The organism is Xanthobacter dioxanivorans (genome assembly GCF_016807805.1).
Classification (GTDB): domain Bacteria; phylum Pseudomonadota; class Alphaproteobacteria; order Rhizobiales; family Xanthobacteraceae; genus Xanthobacter; species Xanthobacter dioxanivorans.
This window is the reverse complement of record NZ_CP063362.1, coordinates 143498-162272: the sequence shown is the minus strand read 5'-3', so window position 1 is coordinate 162272 and position 18775 is coordinate 143498. Positions and strand designations below refer to the sequence as shown.

At 69.3% G+C, this 18775-nt stretch carries 19 protein-coding genes; 10 read left to right on the top strand and 9 right to left on the bottom strand.

What is annotated here, in order from left to right:
* Window positions 1–4: 4 nt before the first annotated feature.
* The 9 genes from EZH22_RS00800 (at window position 5) to EZH22_RS32750 (ending at window position 8807) form a co-directional block, all read left to right on the top strand.
* A complete protein-coding gene (locus EZH22_RS00800; RefSeq protein WP_203193936.1) occupies window positions 5–754 on the top strand; it encodes an ABC transporter permease in 750 nt (249 codons plus the stop codon).
* A gap of 2 nt (window positions 755–756) precedes the next feature.
* The gene (locus EZH22_RS00795; protein WP_203193935.1) at window positions 757–1413 is read left to right on the top strand and encodes a CoxG family protein; all 657 of its coding nucleotides are present in this window, start codon (window positions 757–759) and stop codon (window positions 1411–1413) included.
* Window positions 1414–1449: 36 nt separating this feature from the next.
* Complete coding sequence (locus tag EZH22_RS00790) at window positions 1450–2316, top strand: FAD binding domain-containing protein (RefSeq protein ID WP_203193934.1); 867 nt, start codon at window positions 1450–1452, stop codon at window positions 2314–2316.
* Between the two features lie 17 nt (window positions 2317–2333).
* Window positions 2334–2834, top strand: a complete 501-nt coding sequence (locus tag EZH22_RS00785; RefSeq protein ID WP_203196315.1) for a (2Fe-2S)-binding protein — start codon at window positions 2334–2336, stop codon at window positions 2832–2834.
* A complete protein-coding gene (locus EZH22_RS00780) occupies window positions 2831–5251 on the top strand; it encodes a xanthine dehydrogenase family protein molybdopterin-binding subunit (protein ID WP_203193933.1) in 2421 nt (806 codons plus the stop codon). Before EZH22_RS00785 ends, EZH22_RS00780 begins: the two co-directional genes overlap by 4 nt.
* Window positions 5252–5262: 11 nt before the next feature.
* On the top strand, window positions 5263–6768 hold the full coding sequence (locus EZH22_RS00775; RefSeq protein WP_203193932.1) for a 2-hydroxymuconic semialdehyde dehydrogenase: 1506 nt from the start codon (window positions 5263–5265) through the stop codon (window positions 6766–6768).
* A gap of 13 nt (window positions 6769–6781) precedes the next feature.
* Entirely contained in the window at window positions 6782–7564 is a 783-nt protein-coding gene (locus EZH22_RS00770) for a fumarylacetoacetate hydrolase family protein (RefSeq protein WP_203193931.1), read from the top strand.
* A 7-nt stretch (window positions 7565–7571) separates the two neighbouring features.
* A complete protein-coding gene (locus EZH22_RS00765; protein ID WP_203193930.1) occupies window positions 7572–8342 on the top strand; it encodes an HpcH/HpaI aldolase family protein in 771 nt (256 codons plus the stop codon).
* 66 nt (window positions 8343–8408) lie between these two features.
* Complete coding sequence (locus EZH22_RS32750; RefSeq protein WP_203193929.1) at window positions 8409–8807, top strand: LysR family transcriptional regulator; 399 nt, start codon at window positions 8409–8411, stop codon at window positions 8805–8807.
* A 130-nt stretch (window positions 8808–8937) separates the two neighbouring features.
* On the opposite strand, the gene EZH22_RS00755 is transcribed toward EZH22_RS32750, so the two are convergent.
* The 7 genes from EZH22_RS00755 to EZH22_RS00725 all read right to left on the bottom strand — a co-directional run bounded on the left by EZH22_RS00755 (window position 8938) and on the right by EZH22_RS00725 (window position 15612).
* Window positions 8938–10113 (bottom strand): ABC transporter substrate-binding protein, encoded by a 1176-nt coding sequence (locus EZH22_RS00755; RefSeq protein ID WP_203193928.1) that lies wholly within the window; start codon window positions 10111–10113, stop codon window positions 8938–8940.
* Between the two features lie 65 nt (window positions 10114–10178).
* Window positions 10179–10880 carry an ABC transporter ATP-binding protein gene (locus tag EZH22_RS00750; protein ID WP_203196314.1) on the bottom strand — a complete coding sequence of 234 codons (702 nt, stop codon included), beginning with the start codon at window positions 10878–10880 and terminating at the stop codon, window positions 10179–10181.
* A gap of 8 nt (window positions 10881–10888) precedes the next feature.
* The gene (locus tag EZH22_RS00745; RefSeq protein WP_203193927.1) at window positions 10889–11695 is read right to left on the bottom strand and encodes an ABC transporter ATP-binding protein; all 807 of its coding nucleotides are present in this window, start codon (window positions 11693–11695) and stop codon (window positions 10889–10891) included.
* Complete coding sequence (locus EZH22_RS00740) at window positions 11692–12702, bottom strand: branched-chain amino acid ABC transporter permease (protein ID WP_203193926.1); 1011 nt, start codon at window positions 12700–12702, stop codon at window positions 11692–11694. Before EZH22_RS00740 ends, EZH22_RS00745 begins: the two co-directional genes overlap by 4 nt.
* A gap of 3 nt (window positions 12703–12705) precedes the next feature.
* Window positions 12706–13584 carry a branched-chain amino acid ABC transporter permease gene (locus EZH22_RS00735; RefSeq protein WP_203193925.1) on the bottom strand — a complete coding sequence of 293 codons (879 nt, stop codon included), beginning with the start codon at window positions 13582–13584 and terminating at the stop codon, window positions 12706–12708.
* 163 nt (window positions 13585–13747) lie between these two features.
* Complete coding sequence (locus EZH22_RS00730) at window positions 13748–13936, bottom strand: DUF2783 domain-containing protein (RefSeq protein ID WP_203193924.1); 189 nt, start codon at window positions 13934–13936, stop codon at window positions 13748–13750.
* Window positions 13933–15612 carry an FAD-dependent monooxygenase gene (locus EZH22_RS00725; RefSeq protein WP_203193923.1) on the bottom strand — a complete coding sequence of 560 codons (1680 nt, stop codon included), beginning with the start codon at window positions 15610–15612 and terminating at the stop codon, window positions 13933–13935. Before EZH22_RS00725 ends, EZH22_RS00730 begins: the two co-directional genes overlap by 4 nt.
* A gap of 222 nt (window positions 15613–15834) precedes the next feature.
* Between EZH22_RS00725 and EZH22_RS00720 the strand changes: the two genes are divergently transcribed.
* Window positions 15835–16674: a helix-turn-helix transcriptional regulator gene (locus EZH22_RS00720; protein WP_203193922.1), complete on the top strand. Its 840-nt coding sequence runs from the start codon at window positions 15835–15837 to the stop codon at window positions 16672–16674.
* 150 nt (window positions 16675–16824) lie between these two features.
* Here EZH22_RS00720 and EZH22_RS00715 read toward each other — a convergent pair whose 3' ends face one another.
* Window positions 16825–17055, bottom strand: coding sequence for a DUF2783 domain-containing protein (locus EZH22_RS00715; RefSeq protein WP_203193921.1), 231 nt, complete (start codon window positions 17053–17055; stop codon window positions 16825–16827).
* Between the two features lie 13 nt (window positions 17056–17068).
* Complete coding sequence (locus EZH22_RS00710; RefSeq protein ID WP_203196313.1) at window positions 17069–18673, bottom strand: FAD-dependent oxidoreductase; 1605 nt, start codon at window positions 18671–18673, stop codon at window positions 17069–17071.
* Window positions 18674–18775: the final 102 nt, after the last annotated feature.

The following is an 18775-nucleotide window of genomic DNA, read 5'->3' as shown; positions in this document are numbered from 1 at the left end:
TCAGATGAAGTATCAATCCTGGATCTCTCCCGTCATCGTGCTCGTGGTCTGGCAGGCCGTGGCCAGCCTCGGCCTCGTGGAGACGCGCTTCTTTCCTGCTCCCTCCGCCATCTTCGCCAAGTTCGCCGAGATGGTGATGACCGAGCAGTTCTGGCTCGACCTGCGCGTCTCCGTCGTCCGCCTCATGGTCGGCTTCGTGATCGGCGCAGTGCCGGGCGCGGCGGTGGGCCTGCTGATGGGTCTCTCGTCTTTGGCCGAGCGGATGATCTCGCCGCTCATCAGCATGCTCTACCCGCTGCCCAAGATCGCGCTTCTACCGCTGATCATGCTCATCTTCGGCCTCAGCGAGGCCTCGAAATACGCCATCGTCGCCATAGGCGTCTTCTTCATCATGGCGATCAACACCTATGGCGGCGTCCAGAATATCAACAAGATATATTTCGATGTTGCCAAGAACTTGAAGATCCCGGGCTGGAAGGTCTACCTCACCGTGGCGCTGCCCGGCGCGCTGCCGGGCATCTTCACCGGGCTGCGGCTCGCCACCGGCGTGGCGCTGATCCTGCTCGTCTCCGCCGAATTCGTCGGTGCGACGGAAGGGCTCGGCTTCCGCATCTGGTGGTCCTGGACCGTGTTCTGGGTGGAGCAGATGTACGTGGGGCTGGTCATCATCGCCCTGCTCGGCTTCACCTTCGCCAGCCTGGTGGGGCTGTGCGAGCGCACCTTCCTGCCCTGGCGGCGCGGCGGGGGCAACTAGCCATGGCGCTCGTCTTCACCGGCTCCTACCTGATCCCGGCCCCGCGCGAGCGGGTCTGGGCGAGCCTGAACGATCCCGACGTCCTGGCGCGCTGCATTCCGGGCTGCACCGCCCTGACGGCGACGGGGCCGGACAGCTTCGCGGCGACGGTCGTCGCTCGCATCGGCGTGATCTCCACCACCTTCAAGGGGGATCTGCACCGGGCCGAGGCCGACCCGCCGTCCCGCTACGTGCTCAACGGCCGGGCCAACGGTGGTCTCGCCGGCTTTGCTCGCGGCGGCGCGGAAATCCTGCTCGACGCCGGTGCGGGGCCGGACAGCACCGTCCTCACCTATCGGGCCGAGGCGGACATCGGCGGCAAGGTTGCCATGGTCGGCGGGCGGCTGATCCAGTCGGTGGCGAAGTCGCTCGCCGACGACTTCTTCGGCGCTTTTGCGCGGGAGCTGGGCGGTGACGCCCGTCCCCTCGCCCCGCCGCCCAGGCCCGCCGCTCCCCCGGCCACCTCCGCCGTCGGAACCACGGCTGCGGCCCCTCCCACATCCGTGCACCAAGGGGACATGCTTGTGCCCGTGCGGGTAGCGACGGCGTTCCTCACCGGCATTGCTGTCGGCATCGCCGCCACGGGCGCCGCGGCGCTCGCTTTGGGACTGGCGCGCTGAGATGGCACGCGCCACCGCGAGCGGACCGCGCCGGCCATGAAGCCCGCGCCGTTCGCCCTTCACCGCCCGCCCGACCTCGCCGAGGCCCTTGAGCTTCTCGCGACGCTCGGTCCCGACGCCAAGGTGCTGGCCGGCGGCCAGAGCCTGCTGCCCACCATGAACATGCGCCTCGCCGCCCCCAGCGCGCTGGTGGACCTCAGCCGCATCGCCGCCCTGAAGGGTGTCGAGGTGAAGAGCGACCATGTCCGCATCGGCGCCGCGACGACCTATGCGGCCTTCCTTGCCGATCCCGCCTCCATCCATGTTCCGCTGCTGCGGCTGGCGTTGCCGCATGTCGCCAATGCTGCGGTTCGCAATCGCGGCACGCTGGGCGGGAGCCTGTGCCACGCCGATCCGTCGGCGGAGACGGCGGGATCCCTGCTGGCCCTCGATGCGCGCCTCGAGCTCGCGTGGCGGGATGGGGTGCGGCAGGTGCCGGTGGCTGATTTCCTACGCGGGGTGTTCCAGACCGCGCTGCGTCCCGGGGAGCTTCTGCGGGCCATTCTTGTGCCCCGGCCCGTACCCGCCTGGTCGTGGTTCGACGAGCACGTCCGGCGTCGCGGCGATTTCGCCATTGCCGGGCTCGCCGCGGTCGGCACCCCGGCGGGCGGTGCCGTTGCCGGGCTCCGGCTGGTGTTCATCGGCCTCGGCGACCGCGCGGTGCTGGCCGAGGACACCATGGCGCGCCTCGCGCAAGCACCGTTCGACGCACCGTCAATCGCTCGCGCGGTGGCCGGCCTTCCGGTGGAGCTTGCCGCCCGTGCCGGCGCCGGCGCGGACGCGTATCGGATTGCCCTGACCCAGGACCTGCTGGCGCGCGCTCTCGCGGCGGCGGGCGCGTCCGTTCGGGAGGATCACCCATGACTGCTCATCGCCGTGCAATGGAGCATCCCCCCACGAATGTCGGCAGCGGCGTCGAGGTTGACATCACCGTCAAGGTCAATGGCGAGTGGGTGCGTCAGCGGGTCGAGGCGCGACTGTCCCTTGCCGACTTCCTGCGCCAGTGCTGCGGCGCCACCGATGTTCATGTGGGCTGCGAGCAGGGCAAATGCGGCGCCTGCACGGTGCTGCTGGACGGGCTGGCCGTGCGTGGCTGCCTCACCCTCGCCGCGCAGGCCGACGGCGCGGCGGTGGAGACCGTGGTCGGATTGACCCAAGCCGGCCGGCTGACCGCGCTACAGGATGCCTTTCTCGCCCGCAACGCCCTGCAATGCGGCTTCTGCACGCCCGGAATGCTGGTGGCGGCGATGACCTTGCTGGAGACCGGGCCCTGCCCCGACCGGGCCGGGATCCGAGAGGCCATTTCCGGCCATTACTGCCGCTGCACGGGCTACGAGGCGATCGTCGATGCCATCGCCGCCGCGGGGGAGGGCAACCCATGACGGGCCGTCCCTCCCACGGCGCGGCGATCGGCCGCCCGCTGCCCCGGCGCGAGGTCCGGCGCCTCCTGGAGGGGGGCGGCCGCTACCTTGATGATGTGACCCGCCCCGGCCTGCTCCACGCCGCCTTCGTGCGCAGCCCCCACGCCCATGCCAGCATCCTCGGCATCGATGTGCTGTCGGCCCGCCTGATGCCCGGCGTGGTGGCGGTGCTGACCGCGGAGGAGGTGGACCAGGTCTGTGCCCCCTGGTCCGGCGTCCTGGAGCGCCCTCCCGGCATGCGCTCGCCCCTCCAGCGCCCCCTGGCGAGGGGGCGGGTGACCTACCAGGGCGAGCCGGTCGTGGTGGTGGTGGCCACCAGCCGCGCCCGTGCGGAGGATGGCTGCGATGCCGTCGAGATCGCCTACGAGCCGCTCCCGTCCGTGACCGATCTCGCCGCCGCCTGCGAGGCGGGAGCGCCGTGCGTCCATCCCGAGCACCCGGACAACATCGCCTTCCACAGCGTGACGACGGCTGGCGATGCCATTGCGGCGCTCGCAGCCGGGGGCCTGACCGTCGTGGAGGAGACCCTCCACTTTCCCGGCGTCACCGCCGTGTCCATGGAGACCCGCGGCGTCCTGGCCGACTACGACGCGGCCATGAAGCGGCTCGACGTCGTCTGGTCGGCCCAGGCGCCGTTCCAGATGCGGGACGTGGTGGCGAGGTGTTTCGGCCTCGCGGAATGCGACGTCAACGTCGTCGTGCCCGACGTCGGCGGCGCTTTCGGCCTGAAGCTGCATGTCTTCCCCGACGAGATGGCGGCGGTTGCGGCGTCGGTGCTTCTTGGCCGACCGGTGAAGTTCGTGGCCGACCGGCTGGAATCGTTCATGAGCGACACGCAGGCCCGGCGGCAGATCGTGCAGGGGCGCCTCGCCGTCGATGCCCAGGGGCGGATCCGGGCGATGATGGTGGATATCCGCGCCGGCATCGGCGCTTACTCGGTCTATCCGCGAACCAGCTTTTTGGAGCCCAACCAGGTCAGCCGCCTGTGTGGCGGGCCCTATCTCGTGCCGCATTACCGCGCCGTCGCAACCTGCATGTTCCTCAATACGCCGCCGAGTGGGCAACTGCGCGGCGTCGGCCATCCGATCGCCTGCGCCCTCACCGAAGCGCTCATGGACAAGGCCGCCCTGGCCCTTGGCCTCGATCCCTTCGAGATTCGCGCCCTGAACCTGGTTCCCGCCGACGCCTTTCCCCACCAGTCGCACGGGGGCTTCCGCTTCGAGCGGCTGGGCCAGCAGGCGGCGCTGGAAACGATCCGGCAGGTCACGGCCGAAGCGCGGGCGCGGGTCGTGGCGCAGCGCGGCGCGGGCGGACGCAAGCGGCTCGGCCTCGGCATCGCGCTGTTTGTCGAGCTCACCTCCCCCGGCGTCGGCTATTACGGCCTCGGCGGCGCCCATATCTCGTCCCGCGAGACGGCCACGGTGCGCCTCGAGCCCGATGGGGGCGTCACGGTTCAAGTGGGCATCACCGACCAGGGGCAGGGCATCGAGACCGTGATCGCCCAGGTGGTGGCAGACGGTGTCGGCGTGGACGTGGAGCGGGTGCGGGTGCTGCACGGGGGCACGTCGGGCGCTCCCTTCGGCGGCGGCGCCTGGGCCTCTCGCGGCGCCTCGCTCGGCGGAGAAGCGGCCTGGCTTGCCGCGCGCGCCCTGCGGCACCGCATCCTGGCCGTGGCCGCCGCGGCGCTGGATCGGCCGGACGGGACCCATGCCCTCGCCATCGCCCACGGTCTCGTCGTCGACGGGGACGGCCAGACGCGCGCGAGCCTCGCCGATATCGCCCGCCGGGTTCACTACCGGCCCGACACCCTGCCGGGCCACGCGCTGGAAAGCCTGACCGCCACCGAGACCTATCTGCACGAGGACTTTCCCTACACCTTCACCAACGGCGCCCATGCGGCCCTCGTGGAGGTGGACGAGGTCACCGGGGAAGTCCGCCTCGCCGGCTTCTGGGTGGTGGCCGATTGCGGCACCGTGCTCAATCCGCTGCTGGCCGACGAGCAGGTGCGTGGCGCGGCGGTGATGGGCATCGGCGGCGCCCTGTGGGAGGAGTGCCTCTACAGCGCCTCGGGTGATCTCGCGACCGCCACCATGGCGGACTACTTCACGCCCATGGCCGTGGAACTGCCCGACATCGTGGTGGTGCACATGTCCACCCCCACCGCGCAGAGCCAGCTCGGCGCCAAGGGTGCGGGGGAATCCGGCATCGCCGGCGCCCAGGCGGCCATCCTTAACGGCGTGAACGCGGCCCTCGCGGAGACCGGCGCGCGCCTCGACACCTTTCCGCTCACCGCCGAACGCATCTGGCGCGCCTTGCGCGCGCGTCCGGCGCCGATCCACCCGGCGCCCGGCACCGAACTCGTTAGCGACGTCACGTGAGGAACCAGACCATGACCAGTGCCGCTTCGAGCGTCGCGGCCGCCTGCGCGGGCGCAACGCCGCGACGCTACCCGCATTTTATCGCCGGCCGTTTCGTGCCGGAGGGGCGGACCGAATTCGAGAACATCAATCCCGCCACCGGCGCTGTCGTGGGCCTCGTGCCCGAAGCGGACAGCGCGTTGGTGGACGCGGCGGTCCGCGCCGCGCGCGCGGCGCTCGACGGGCCGTGGGGCCGCAGCAGCGAACAGGAGCGCGCCGCGATCCTGCGCAAGGTTGCGGACGGCATCCTCGCCCGCTTCGACGCGTTCCTCGAAGCGGAGATTCTCGACACCGGCAAGCCGCGCAGCCTCGCCTCGCACATCGACATTCCGCGCGGGGCCGCGAACTTCAACGTATTCGCCGACCAGGTGCTCACCCTGTCCACGGAAGCTTTCCGCACCGCCACGCCGGACGGCGCCGGTGCGCTCAACTATGCCATTCGCGTGCCGCGCGGGGTCATCGCCGTGGTCTGCCCGTGGAACCTGCCGCTGCTGCTGATGACGTGGAAGGTGGCTCCGGCGCTGGCCTGCGGCAACACGGTGGTCGTGAAGCCCTCGGAGGAGACCCCCGCCACCGCGACCCTGCTCGGGGAGGTGATGAACGCCGCCGGCGTGCCGCCGGGCGTCTACAACGTGGTCCACGGCCGCGGCGAGGACAGCGCCGGGGAATACCTTACCCGCCATCCCCTGGTGAACGGCATCACCTTCACCGGGGAAACGCGCACCGGCGAGGCGATCATGCGCGCCGCCGCCACCGGTGTGCGACCGGTCTCCCTGGAGCTGGGCGGCAAGAACGCGGCGATCGTGTTCGCCGACTGCGACCTGGACAAGGCCCTGGAAGGGGTGACCCGCGCGGTGTTCGCCAATTGCGGGCAGGTGTGCCTCGGAACCGAGCGGGTCTATGTGGAGAGGCCGATCTTCGCCGCCTTCACGGAGCGGCTGCGGCTGGCGGCGCAGGCGCTGCGCCCCGGCAACCCGTTCGACGCCGCCACCACCCTCGGCCCGCTGATCAGCCATGCCCACCGGGGCAAGGTGCTGCGCTATTACGCCCAGGCCCGCGCGGAGGGGGCCGAGGTGGTCGCCGGCGGCGGCATTCCGGACCTTCCCGCGCCCTATGACGGCGGCGCCTTCATCCAGCCGACCATCTGGGCCGGCTTGAGCGAGCATTCCCCGGTGATGCGCGAGGAAATCTTCGGACCCTGCTGCACCCTCGTGCCCTTCGACGACGAGGATGCGGTGCTCGCCGCGGCCAACGACAATCCGTACGGCCTCGCCGCCACCATCTGGACGCGTGACCTCGCACGTGCCCACAGGGTCGCCTCGCGGATCGAGGTCGGGCTCTGCTGGGTCAATTCATGGTTCCTGCGCGACCTGCGCACGCCGTTCGGCGGGTCGAAGCAATCGGGGATTGGCCGGGAGGGCGGAGTCCACTCCATGGAATTCTACACCGACCTGCGCAACGTCTGCATCAAGCTGTAAGGGGCCTGCCGCCATGTTGACCGAAGAAGAACGCGCGCGCGCCGTCGCGGGCCTGCTGGAAAGCCACCGGACCAAGGTCCAGGGCCTGCGCCCGTCCGAAATGTTTCCGCACATCGAGATCGCCGACAGCTACGCCATCTCCTCGGCGGTGGCGCAGGCCCGCATCGCCGCCGGCGCGCGGATCATCGGCCACAAGATCGGCCTCACCTCCAAGGCCATGCAGGCCTCCTCGAAGATCGACGAGCCGGACTACGGCTACATGTTCGACGACCAGGTGCTCTCGGATGGGGCCAAGGTGCGCTTCGAGGACTTCTGCGTGCCGCGGGTCGAGCCCGAGCTGACCTTCGTGCTCAAGGAGCCGCTCAAGGGGCCGGACGTCGGCCTCGTCGACGTGCTGCGCGCCACCGAGTGGGTGGTGCCCTCCATCGAGATCATCGATGCCCGCGTGCGGGAGCCGCGCCGGATCTTCGACACCGTGGCCGACAACGGTGCGGCCGCGGGCCTGGTCCTCGGCGGCCGGCCGGTGCGGCCGACGGATGTCGATCTTCGCTGGGTGGGGGCCATCTTCTATCGCAATAGCGAGATCGAGGAGACGGGCCTTGCCGCCGGCGTGCTGGGCCATCCGGCCATGGCCGTGGCGTGGCTCGCCAACAAGCTTGCTCCCTTCGGCGTGACGCTGGAGCCCGGCCACATGCTGCTGTCCGGCAGCTTCACGCGTCCGGTGTGGGCCAGAAAGGGCGACACGCTGCATGCGGATTTCGGGCCGCTCGGCTCCGTCGCCGTCCAGTTCGTATGAGGCGCGCATGAACGCTCCCGAAAACCGCTTCAAGTCCAGGCTTCTGGCCGGCGAGGTCCTGCACGGGCTGTGGATGACGCTGGCAAGCCCTGTGGCAGCCGAGGCCCTGTCCCTGCTCGGGCACGACTGGCTGATGTTCGACACCGAGCATACGCCGCTGGACGTCGCCGGGGTGCAGCCGTTGCTCCAAGCCGCGGCTGCAGGCCGCGCCGCCACCGTGGTCCGGCCGGCATGGAACGATCCGGTCCTGATCAAGCGCGTCCTCGACATGGGCGCGCAGACCCTGCTGGTGCCGTTCGTGCAGACCCCGGAGGAGGCGCGCGCGGCCGTGGCCGCCACGCGCTATCCCCCTGAGGGCGTGCGCGGGGTCGCCGGCCTCACCCGGGCCAGCCGCTTCGGCCTCACCACGGACTATTTCCGCGTGGCGAACCGCGAGGTGTGTGTTCTGGTGCAGATCGAGACGGGGGCGGCCCTGGCGCGGCTGGAGGAGATCGCCGCGGTGGAGGGGGTTGACGGGGTCTTTCTCGGCCCCTCGGATCTTGCCGCTTCACTCGGGCACCTGGGGCAGCCGGGGCATGCCGATGTCCAAGCCGCGCTCGAGGATGCCGCCCGCCGCATCCTCGCCGCGGGCAAGGCGCCGGGGATCCTCGCCACCGCCGCCGTCGATGCCCGGCGCTATCTGGGGTGGGGCTACCGGTTCGTCGCCGCCGGCGTCGACCTCGCCCTCCTGCTCAAGGGCGCCCAGCGCCTGCATGAGGAGGTGACGGCGGAGAACTGAGGCCGACGGGCGTGAGGCCGCGCGGCGCCTCGCCCTCACGCCCCCGCCGTCAGCCGCAACGTCGCCATGCCGGAGCGCAGTCTCGGTGTCCGGCTGTTCCAGCGCTCGACACGCAAGCTGGTGCTAACCGAGGCGGGCGAGCGCTTCCTCCCGTCCATCGGCGACACGCTCGGCATGCGCCAGGCGGCGATCGCCGACGCCTCGTCCGGCGCATCGGAGCCGGCCGGCGTGCCGAGGGCGAGCCTGAGCCCCACTTTCGGCACCACCCACATCCTGCCGCTTCTGCCCGAATTCCTGGCCCGCTACCCACGGGAGATGAGCCGGCCTCCGGCGCTACCGGCTCCCGGGCTGCGCGCCCGGTCGCGAGGCGATTGCGGCGGCATGGCCGTCGACCTGCGGGACACTGCGGAAACCGGGGCGATGCCGCGCGGGATATCGCCGGCGCGGCTATCCTCAAGGTGGTAGGTGACCTGGACGAATCGGCACCGCCGAAGGGGCGAGCGTCGCGGGCCCGCCTTTTTTCCGATTGCTGTCGTGGCAAAAAATGCGGCGGCGCCAGCCCGGCGCCGTCGCAATCTGTGCACTCGGGGAGGCCCTATGGGGCGAGCTGCCAGTCGCCGTCCTTCACCACCGCGATGATAAAGGCGGAGCTGTCGAGGCCCATGTGGTCCTGCGGCGTCATGTTGACCACGCCGTTGAGGCCCACATAGCCCCTGGTCTTCTCAATCTCGGCGCGGATCGCCTCCGGGGTCACGGGCTTGCCCGCCGCGACCACGCGCTCGATGGCGCCAACGGCGATCTTCAGCGCGTCATAGGCGATGCCCGCACCATAGGAGACGGGTTCCTTGAGGCTGGATTCAAAGGCCGTCCGGAACGCCTCGGCGACGGCCGCCTGGGGATGGGAGGCCGGCAGCTTCCCCGCCAGCAGCACGGCGGACACCGGGATGTGCACGCCCTCGGCGGCGGCGCCGGTATTCTCCAGGAAGGCACGGGAGGCGACCGCCGGAGACAGGTAGAGTGCCTGTGTAAGGCCGAGCTGCTTGACGTTGCGCGCGATGATGGAGGGGCTTGCGCCGATGCCGAAATTGAGGATCGCCTGCGCCCCCGAATTTCGGATGCGGGTGAGCTGGGCCGTCATGTCCGTGTCGGTCGGCGCATAGATCTCGTCGGCGACGATGTCCACGCCCACCTCCTTGGCGGCCTTCAGGGTCTGCTCTCGGCCGGACTGGCCGTAGCCGTCGGAGCCATTGAGCATGGCCACCTTGGTGAGGCCGCGCGCCTTCATGTGCGCGAGGCTTCGCTCGGCGGCGATGCGGTCGGTGGCCGGTACCTTGAACACCCACTCCTTGGTGGGCGAGGTGACGACGATGGCACCCGCCAGCGAAATGAAGGGGATCTCCTCATCCTGGAACACGGGCACGGCGGCCATGGTGGTGCCCGTGTTGCTGCCGCCGAGGACCACCACCACCTTATCCTGCTTGACGAGGCGCAGGGCGAAGGAGCGGGCCTGGGTGGCGTCGCCCGCATCATCGTAGGCGAAGAGCTCCAGCTTCTGGCCCTTGATCCCGCCTGCGGCGTTGATGGAGTCCACTAAGAGCTTCAGCGTCTTCATCTCGGGGTCGCCGAGAAAGGCGTTGGGACCGGTGGCCGACACATAGGCGCCGATCCGGATCGGCTCCGCGATGGCAGGCCCCGCGGCGAGCGTGAAGGCAGGCGCCGCGGCGAGCGCGAAGCCTGTAGCGAGGGCGGCGAGGGTAGCCTTGAGTGTCACGTGTTCCTCCCGTTGATGGGTGATGTTGTTGTTCCCGCCGTGCGGCGGGTGCGCTTTGGGCGGGGTCAGGCGCCGAGATAGGCGGCGCGGACCCGTTCGTCGGCGGCCAGAGCCGGGCCCTCGCCGGACAGGACGATGGCACCGTTCTCGATCACATAGGCCCGGTCGGCCAGAGCGAGTGCGGCGGACGCGTTTTGCTCGACGAGGAGAATGGTCATGCCGTCCGCGCACAGGAGGTCGATGGCGTCGAAGATCTGTTCCACCACCACCGGGGCAAGCCCCATGGACGGTTCGTCCAGCAGCAGCAGCTTCGGGCCGGTCATCAGGGCCCGGCCGATGGCCACCATCTGCTGCTGGCCTCCGGACAAGGCGCCGGCGAGGCTGTCGCGCCGCTCCGCCAGGGCGGGAAACAAGGTGAAAACCTGTTCCAGCGTCGCCTTGCGCTCCGCCTTGCGGCGCAGGTAGCCGCCCAGCTCCAGATTGTCGTCCACCGACAGCTCGGCGAACACCATCCGCCCCTCCGGCGACTGGGCGATGCCCGCTGCGACCCGCGCCGAAGCCCGGGCGCGGGTGATGTCCGCCCCCTCGAGGCGGATGGTGCCGGCGGCGACGGATTGCACTCCGCTGATGCAGCGCAGGAGCGTGGTTTTGCCCGCCCCGTTGGAGCCCACCAGGGTGACGATCTCGCCCCGCCGCACCTCCAGCGTGACGCTGGACAGGGCGATCACATGGCCGTAGGCGGACGACAGGTCGGTGATTTCGAGCAGCGCCCCGCTCATTTCCGTCTCCGCCTGGTGGTGCCGGAGCCGAGATAGGCGGCGATCACCGCCGGGTCGGCGCGCACCGCCTCCGGCGACCCCTCGGCGAGTTTCCTGCCACGATCGAGCACCACGATGTGCTCGGACAGGTTCATGACCAGCTTCATGTCGTGCTCCACCAGCACGACGGTGACCCCGCCCGCCGTGATCCGGCGGATCAGCTCCGTCATGGCGACGGTCTCCGAAGGGTTGAGCCCGGCGGCCGGTTCGTCCATCAGCAGCAGGCTCGGCTCGGTGGCGAGCGCGCGGGCGATGTCGAGCCGCTTCAGGGCGCCGTAGGGCAGGGCGTCGGCGCGGGCGCCGAGATAGGCGGAAAGGCCCACCGTCCGCATCAGCGCCTCGGCCTTGTCCTGCGCCGCGCGGTTGGAACGGCGCACGCCGGGAAGTCCCAGCATGGCGGGCAGGAAACGGGTGTTGGAATGGATGTGCCGCCCCACCATCACATTCTCCAGCGCCGTCAGCTCGCCGAAGGTCTGCAGGTTCTGGAATGTGCGTTGCAGGCCGGCGCGGGCCCGCAGCATGGGCGGCAGACGGGTGATGTCGGCGCCGGCGAAGGTCATCTGTCCGGAACTGGGCGTGACGACGCCCGCCACCAGGTTGAACAGGGTGGTCTTGCCGGCCCCGTTCGGGCCGATGAGGGCATGGATGCGGCCCGGCGCGACGGAAAAGCTCACGTCGTCCACGGCGCGCACGCCACCGAACGCCTTGACGAGGCTCTGCACCACCAGAAGGGGGACGGAAGAAGGTGATGTCGCGGCGGTCATGGCCGACGCCTCCCGCGTGCGGCGAGGCCGGTGAGGGTCGGCACGATCCCCCTGGGCAGGAACACCATGGTGAGGATGAGCACGAGGCCGATGGCGATGTTCTTGTATTCCGCCACTCCGGCGAACACCTGCGGCAGAGCGGTGAGCAGCCCCGCGCCCACCAGCGCGCCATAGGTGGAGCCGAGCCCGCCCAGCACGATCATGGTGAGGAATTCCACCGAGTGCAGGAAGCTGGCGTCGGCGGGCGTCACGAACCGTTCGGCCCACGCGAACAGCGAGCCGGCGAGGCTGGCATAGACCGCCGACAGGGCGAACACCCGCGCCTTGCCCCGCGCCACGTCGATGCCCGAGGTGGAGGCGGCGATCTCCGAGCTGTGCAGGGCCCGCAGCGCGCGGCCGGACGGCGAGTGGATGAGGTTCTCCGCCAGATACACCGCGACGACCACGCCCACCGCCACCACCACGTACCAGGTCTCGATGGCCCGCACCTTCACCCCGCCGATCACCAGCGCCGGCACGGTGAGGCCGTCCGGTCCGCCGGTGAGGCCGATCTCGCGGTTGAGGACGATGGAGATGATGGAGCCGAGGCCGAGGGTGGCCATGGCCAGGTAGTGGCCCTTCAGCTTCAGGATCGGCAGCGCCACCAGCGCGGCGAACACCCCCACCACGGCGGCGGTGAGCAGCGCTGCCGGGATGGCCGGCAGGCCGAGACGCAGGGGCAGAAGCGCGGTGCCATAGGCGCCGAGGGCGAAGAAGGCGGCATGGCCGAGGCTGATCTGGCCGGCATAGCCCACCAGCAGGTTGAGCCCGACGCAGACGATGGCGTTGACGGCGATCTTGACCGCCACGTCATAGTGGAAGGCATTGGAGAAGGCCAAGGGCGCCAGCGCGAGGACCAGGCACAGCACCGCGAGGCGCGCCAACGGCACCCCCACCGGCAGCGGGCGGAAGGCGGTCAGCGGCTCGGTCACGGCCCGGTCGGGGACGACGGGTTCAGTCGTCGCCATGGCTCACACCCGCTCCAGCTTGACGCGCCCGAACAGGCCGGCGGGTCGCAGCACGAGGAGGCCGAGAATGAGCAGGAACGCCACCGCATCCTGGTAACCGGAGGAAATGTAGCCGCCGGCCAACGCCTCCGCGAGGCCGAGCAGGAGCCCGCCGGCCAGCGCGCCGTAGGCGCTGCCGAGGCCGCCGAGCATTGTGGCAGCGAAGCCCTTGAGGCCGAGCATCAGGCCCACGTCGAAGCGGGTGAGGGTGATGGGCGTGACGAGGGCGCCGGCCAGCGCCCCGAGGGCGGCCGAGAGCGCGAAGCTCGCCACCAGCACGTTGCGCACGTCGATGCCCACCAGCTGCGCCGCCATCGGGCTCTGCGCCGTGGCGCGCATGGCCTTGCCGAACAGCGTGTGGTCGAAGAACAGCTTGAGGCCGATGGCGACCAATACCAGCGTGCCCAGCACCCACAGGCTTTGGACATCGATGGCGGCGCCGAACAGGTGGAGGGGGCCGGTATCGGTGAAGGCAGGATAGACGAACTCGCGCTTGCCCAGCACCACCTCCACCACGCCGCGGATGAGGATGGAGCTGCCGATGGTGATGATGATGATGGTGGCGAGCCGCGAGGGCTCCACCTGGGCGACGGCGAAGCGATAGAGGGCGATGCCCACCAGAACGGTGACGAGAACGGCCAGCGGCACCGCCAGGACGAGCGGCAGCAGGCCGGTGGTGACCACGAGATAGGCCGTCACCATGCCGCCCAGCATGACGAATTCACCCTGGGCGAAATTGATGACGTTGCTGGCGCTGTAGATGATGGCGAAGCCTGCGCCCACGAGCGCGTAGATCGCCCCCCGGGTGAGGCCCGAGGCGACGAATTGGGCCAGATCCTGCAACGGCGGTCCTCCAGACGATTATTTGCGGACGATTTTTTGATTGCGCCGGATCATCTGCCCCGGCCGGAGGGGAGCCCATCCCCCCCAGGGGGGACAGGCCGGCGCCCGCCGCCTCCCCAATCGGCGGAGGAGGAGCTTCGCGGACCCCAGGCCGGCGCCACCCCTAAAGATCGCAGCGGGCGGCGCTCACCGCGTCGGCGATCCGGCCTTCGTCACCCACCAGATTCGCCAGCACCAGAGCAAGCTTGGCCAGGAACAGGGGGCGCTTGTCTTCAGGGGTTGCGTCGATGGCCTCGGCGATGCCGTCATAGGCGGCTTCGAGCGCGGTGTCGGTGATGTTCCTTTCGATCATGGACGCTCTCCGGCAATGGCAGTGGTGAGCGCCGCCGTCACGCCCTCCGGGGTGGGGGCGCGCCAGCGGGCGCATACGTGAAGGTCCGGCCGCAGCAGATAGGCGGTGCCGGGCGCCGCGCCGTAGCGGGCCGCCACCACGCCATCGGGATCTGGAAGCACGACATCTGCCCCCTCGGCAGCGCCCCGTCCCAGCGCCAGGACCGTGACCGGCAGGCCGCTGGCATGCATTGCGGCAGCCAGCGGCGCGACATCGGCGGGCGTCGCGGGGAAGCACAGGAGCTGGAAGCCGGGACCGAAGTGGTCCTGCAGATGGTCTCCCTCGGCGATCCGCGCATTGAGCGCCGGCTCGCCCGGCGCGGGACCGGTGATGAAGGCGTCCGCGGACGGGCTGTTGAGGGCGGAGTGGGCATAGACGTGGGGCCGCGAGGTGCGCCAGTGGAGCAGGTTCCTGCAGAAATCCTGGCTGAGGCTCAAGGAGAGGACCGCGTCGCGCATCAGCCGATAGCCAGGGGTTGGCGGGCTCATGAAGCGGGTGCTCTTGGCCGCCTCGTCGCAGATCTCGCGGGCGGCGGTGACGCGCTCCTGCGAATAGCTCTCCAGCAGGCGCGGCGGCGCCAAGCCCTTCGCCACGAGCGCGAGCTTCCAGGAGAGGTTGCCCGCGTCCTGGAAGCCGGTGTTGGCCCCGCGTACGCCAAAGATGGGCAGGAGATGTGCGGCATCGCCGACGAAGGCGACACGGCCGCTCACATAATCGGGCAAGGTCAGGGTGGAGGCCGAATAGACCGTGGCCCAGTCCAGCTCCCACGGCACCTTCCTTCCGATCATGGCCAGGATGAGGTCGATGCGCGCGGCGAGGCGGGAGCGCTCCAGCGCCTCCTCCGCCGTCTCCCCGTCCGGCAGGCGGAAGTCGAGGCGCCAGATGTCGTCGGGCTGGCGGTGCACCAGCACGTTGTTGCCCGGGTTCCAGTCGGGATCGAAGAAGCACAGGCGCTCGGTGGGCAGGTCGATGTTCGCCTTGATGTCGGCGATGACGAAATTGCCCGCGTACGCCCGGCCCTCCATGCGCAGGCCCAGCAGGCGCCGCACCGTGGAACGGCCGCCGTCCGCCGCTACCACGTAATCGGCGGTGAGCGCATATTCACCCTCGGGGGTGTCGATGCTGAGGAGCACGGCATCGGCGTTCTGGTGGATGTCGGTGACCTTGGAGCCCCAGCGCAGGTCCACGAGGCCCGTGCGCTCGGCGGCGTCCACGAGATATTCCTCGATATATTGCTGGGAGATGTTGAGGCCGGGCAGGAACCGGTCGTTGGAATCGTGGGGCATCACCATCTGGTAGACCTCCTTCCCGCGGAAGAAGGAACGCCCCTTCGACCATTGCAGGCCCTTGCGCACGAACGGCTCGGCGACGCCGGCGTGCTGCAGGATCTCCATGGAGCGGCGGGTGAGCACTATGGCGCGGCTGCCGTGGGAGACCTGCTGCTCGGCCTCCAGCACCACGCTCCGCACCCCGTAGCGGGCAAGATCGATGGCGGTGAGCAGGCCTACGGGGCCGGCGCCGACGATGACCACCGGGGCCCTGGCCGCGCCTCCCACCAGTTCCTCGGGGCGGCGGAACGGATAGATCTTGTAGGTGTAGAAAACCGATGCTCTCGGCTGCGTTTCTGGCGTGTGCATTCTTGGCTCTTCTTGTGCGTCGAGGAGATTTCGTCGGTAGACGCGCAATTCCACGCCTCGACGAACTAACCCCTGGGCCGCCGCTGATCTGTCCCTTCAAACGGGGACAGCGGGCGGGATCATGCGATCGCACGGAGCCACGCCGAATTCGAAGCCCCTTCCGCTTGTCGTCGACGCGCGGGAATGCTTTCATGGGTTAAATAAAGGAAACGCTCGCCCGCCATGCCGACGCTTCATGCACGCCAGGGCCAAGGGACCGCCCAGCCTCCCCGGCTCGGCCCGCAGCGGCCGGATACGCTTGCCGGCGGCAGCGAGGTCGGTGCGGTCTGCCGCCTCATCTCGGTTCTCGGCCATGCGAACTTCATGGACGAGCTGGCCCAGGAATATGCGGCGCTCACCGGCGCGGCACAGGTGACCACGTTCTTTCTGGAACAGCAGCGGGTGCGCTGTGCCCTCGCCTACCGTCCGAGGGAGCCGCGTCTCGTGGAAACCCTGTGCCGCAGCTACGCGCGCGGCCAGTTCGAGCGCGATCCGGTGCTGCAGCGCCATCTGGAGGGTGGGCGGCAGGGCGGCGACTTCATGGCGCGCAGCTTTGTCTCAACAGATATCTACGATGAACATTATCGAAGCCGATTTTTCTCCGGTGCCGACCTCTCTGGAAAGATGGCGCTGATCTCAAGACGCGGTGAACGTGTCGTCTATGTGAATTTTTACTTTCGTGACGCGGCGCCGGATGCCGTTCCCGGCCTCGGTCCGGACACCAGCGGCACATTGCTGGCCGAGCTGTTGCACAAGCATGATGCTCTCACCGGCGGGCAATTCGGTGCCGGTACCGCCAGGACGCGCGCGGAATCATACCTGAAGGAGCGCTTTCCGGGCCTGTCGCCGCGGGAGGCGCAGGTCTGCGCGTTGATCGCCTGCGGATTCTCGGTGGCGGCCATCGCGCTCGAGCTGCACGTCAGCGAGGAAACCGTCGTCACCTTCCGCAAGCGCGCCTACGGCAAGCTCTCCATCACCAGCCGGGGCGAGCTGTTCGCCCAATGCGCCGGTCTCGCCATGTGAGACGGGCTGCGTGGAACGAACGGCGTGAGGCGGTCCGGTGCGGCGGTCCGGTGCGGAAGGACGCCGCCCCGCGGCCACGTTCCTCAAGCGCAATCGCAACACCGCCGGTCCGACAAGGCGGCACGGCGATTGCGCGCGAGGAGGTTGCAGTCAGCGGTGGTCGCACTCCAACTTGCCGCCGGCCGCCTTCAACGCTTCGGTCAGCACCGCGCGGTTGCCGATATGGTTGGCGAGCAGGAGGATGAGCTTGCAGTTCATGAGCTGCGCCTCTTCCTCGCTGAGGTTCCGCTGGCTGTCGATCAGCTCCTCGTAGTAGCCGTCGGGGTCCGGGATATTCGGCGTCAGCACGAGGCTGGTGTGTCTCGGGGCTTCCCGCAACATGGGCATTCCTCCTTCAGGCGGCCACGGCGCGCCGGATCGCGCTTTTGATCTTCTGGGCGTCGAACGTGCGCCAGCGCGCGGCCACGTGCTGGTCGGGGCGGATGAGATAGGTGGTGCCCGGTGCGCCGTCATAGCGCTCGGCGAGGCGTCCCTTCGCGTCCGTCACGTCGGATCCCACACGGATGACCGGGGCGCGGATGCCGTCCCACACCACGTCCGCCACCGGGGCCGCCCCGAAGGTAACCACCGTGAAGCCGGCGCCGAGGAGCCCGAGGAACCAGCACTCCCGTCCGTCCACCACCACCGGGGCGTCCGCGCAATTGGCGCCCGGCATCATGCAGCCGGCGAACGGCGCGTCATCCGCCGAGTTGAGGGAGGAATGGAGATAGGGCGTGGGCATGGAAAGCCGGCCGGAATTCACCAGCGGCCGCGCGAAGGGATACTCCTCCGCAAGCTCCAGCACCGCATTGCGGAAGCGCCGGCTCATGGGGCTCTTCGGGGTGATGAAGTCGGTGGAGCGGGTGGAATTGGCGATGTTGTCGTCCGCCGCCAGCGCCCGTTCCTCGTGATAGGTATCGATGAGGGCCTCGGGCGCCAGCCCGTCCAGTACAAGCTTCAGCTTCCAGCTGAGATTGTCGATGTCCTGCACCCCGGAATTGGCGCCGCGGGCACCGAAGGGGGAAACCTGGTGGGCGCTGTCGCCGGCGAAGACCACCCGGCCATGGCGGAACCGGTCGATGCGCCGGCAGGCGAACTGATAGACCGAGGCCCATTCCAGCTCGAACTGCGTATCCGGTCCCAGCATGGCCTGGACACGGGGGATGATGTTCTCCGGCTTCTTCTCCTCGGTGGGGTCGGCGTCCCACCCGAGCTGGAAATCGATGCGCCACACATCGTCCGCCTGTCGGTGCAGGAGCACCGACTGATTGCGATGGAACGGCGGATCGAACCAGAACCAGCGCTCGGTGGGGAAATCCGCCTTCATCACCACGTCGGCAATGAGGAACCGGTCATGGAAGAACTGGCCGGTGAACTCCGCCCCCACCATCTTGCGGGTGTCGGAATTGGCGCCGTCACAGGCCACCACCCATTGCGCCTCCATGTTGAAGATGCCGTCGGGGGTTTCCACCACAAGGGTGGCGAAGTCACCGTCCTGCCGCAGGCTGAGCAGCTTGTGTTTCCAGCGCAGGTCCACAAGCGGCTGACGGGCGCATTCTTCCACCATGAACTCCTCCAGATAGTATTGCTGGAGGTTGATCATGGCCGGCATCTTGTGGTCCGGCTCGGGCAGGAGGTCGAACTGATAGCGCAGGTCTTCCTCAAAGAAGACCTTGCCCACGCGCCAGCTCACGCCTTTCGCCACCATGCGCTCGCCGCAGCCGAGGCGGTCCCAGATCTCCAGCGGGCGCTTGGCGTAGCATACGGCGCGCGAGCCGATGGAAACGGTGTCGTTGTCGTCCAGCACCACGGTGGGAATGCCGCGGCTGGCGAAGTCGAGGGCCGCCGTGAGCCCCACGGGACCGGCGCCGATCACCACCACCGGATGGAGCAGGAGGCGGCCCGCCTCCTGCTCCGCGGAGATGCGGTAGGGGTACTTTGGATAGGTGTAGGTGCTCATCATCGGAGCGCTCTCCCGGAAGATGTGCGGGCCGTTCGGCCTCTCGATTTGCCTTTGTCTCACGCCCCATGGCGGACGTGGGGCGTCACGGTTTCCGCAACC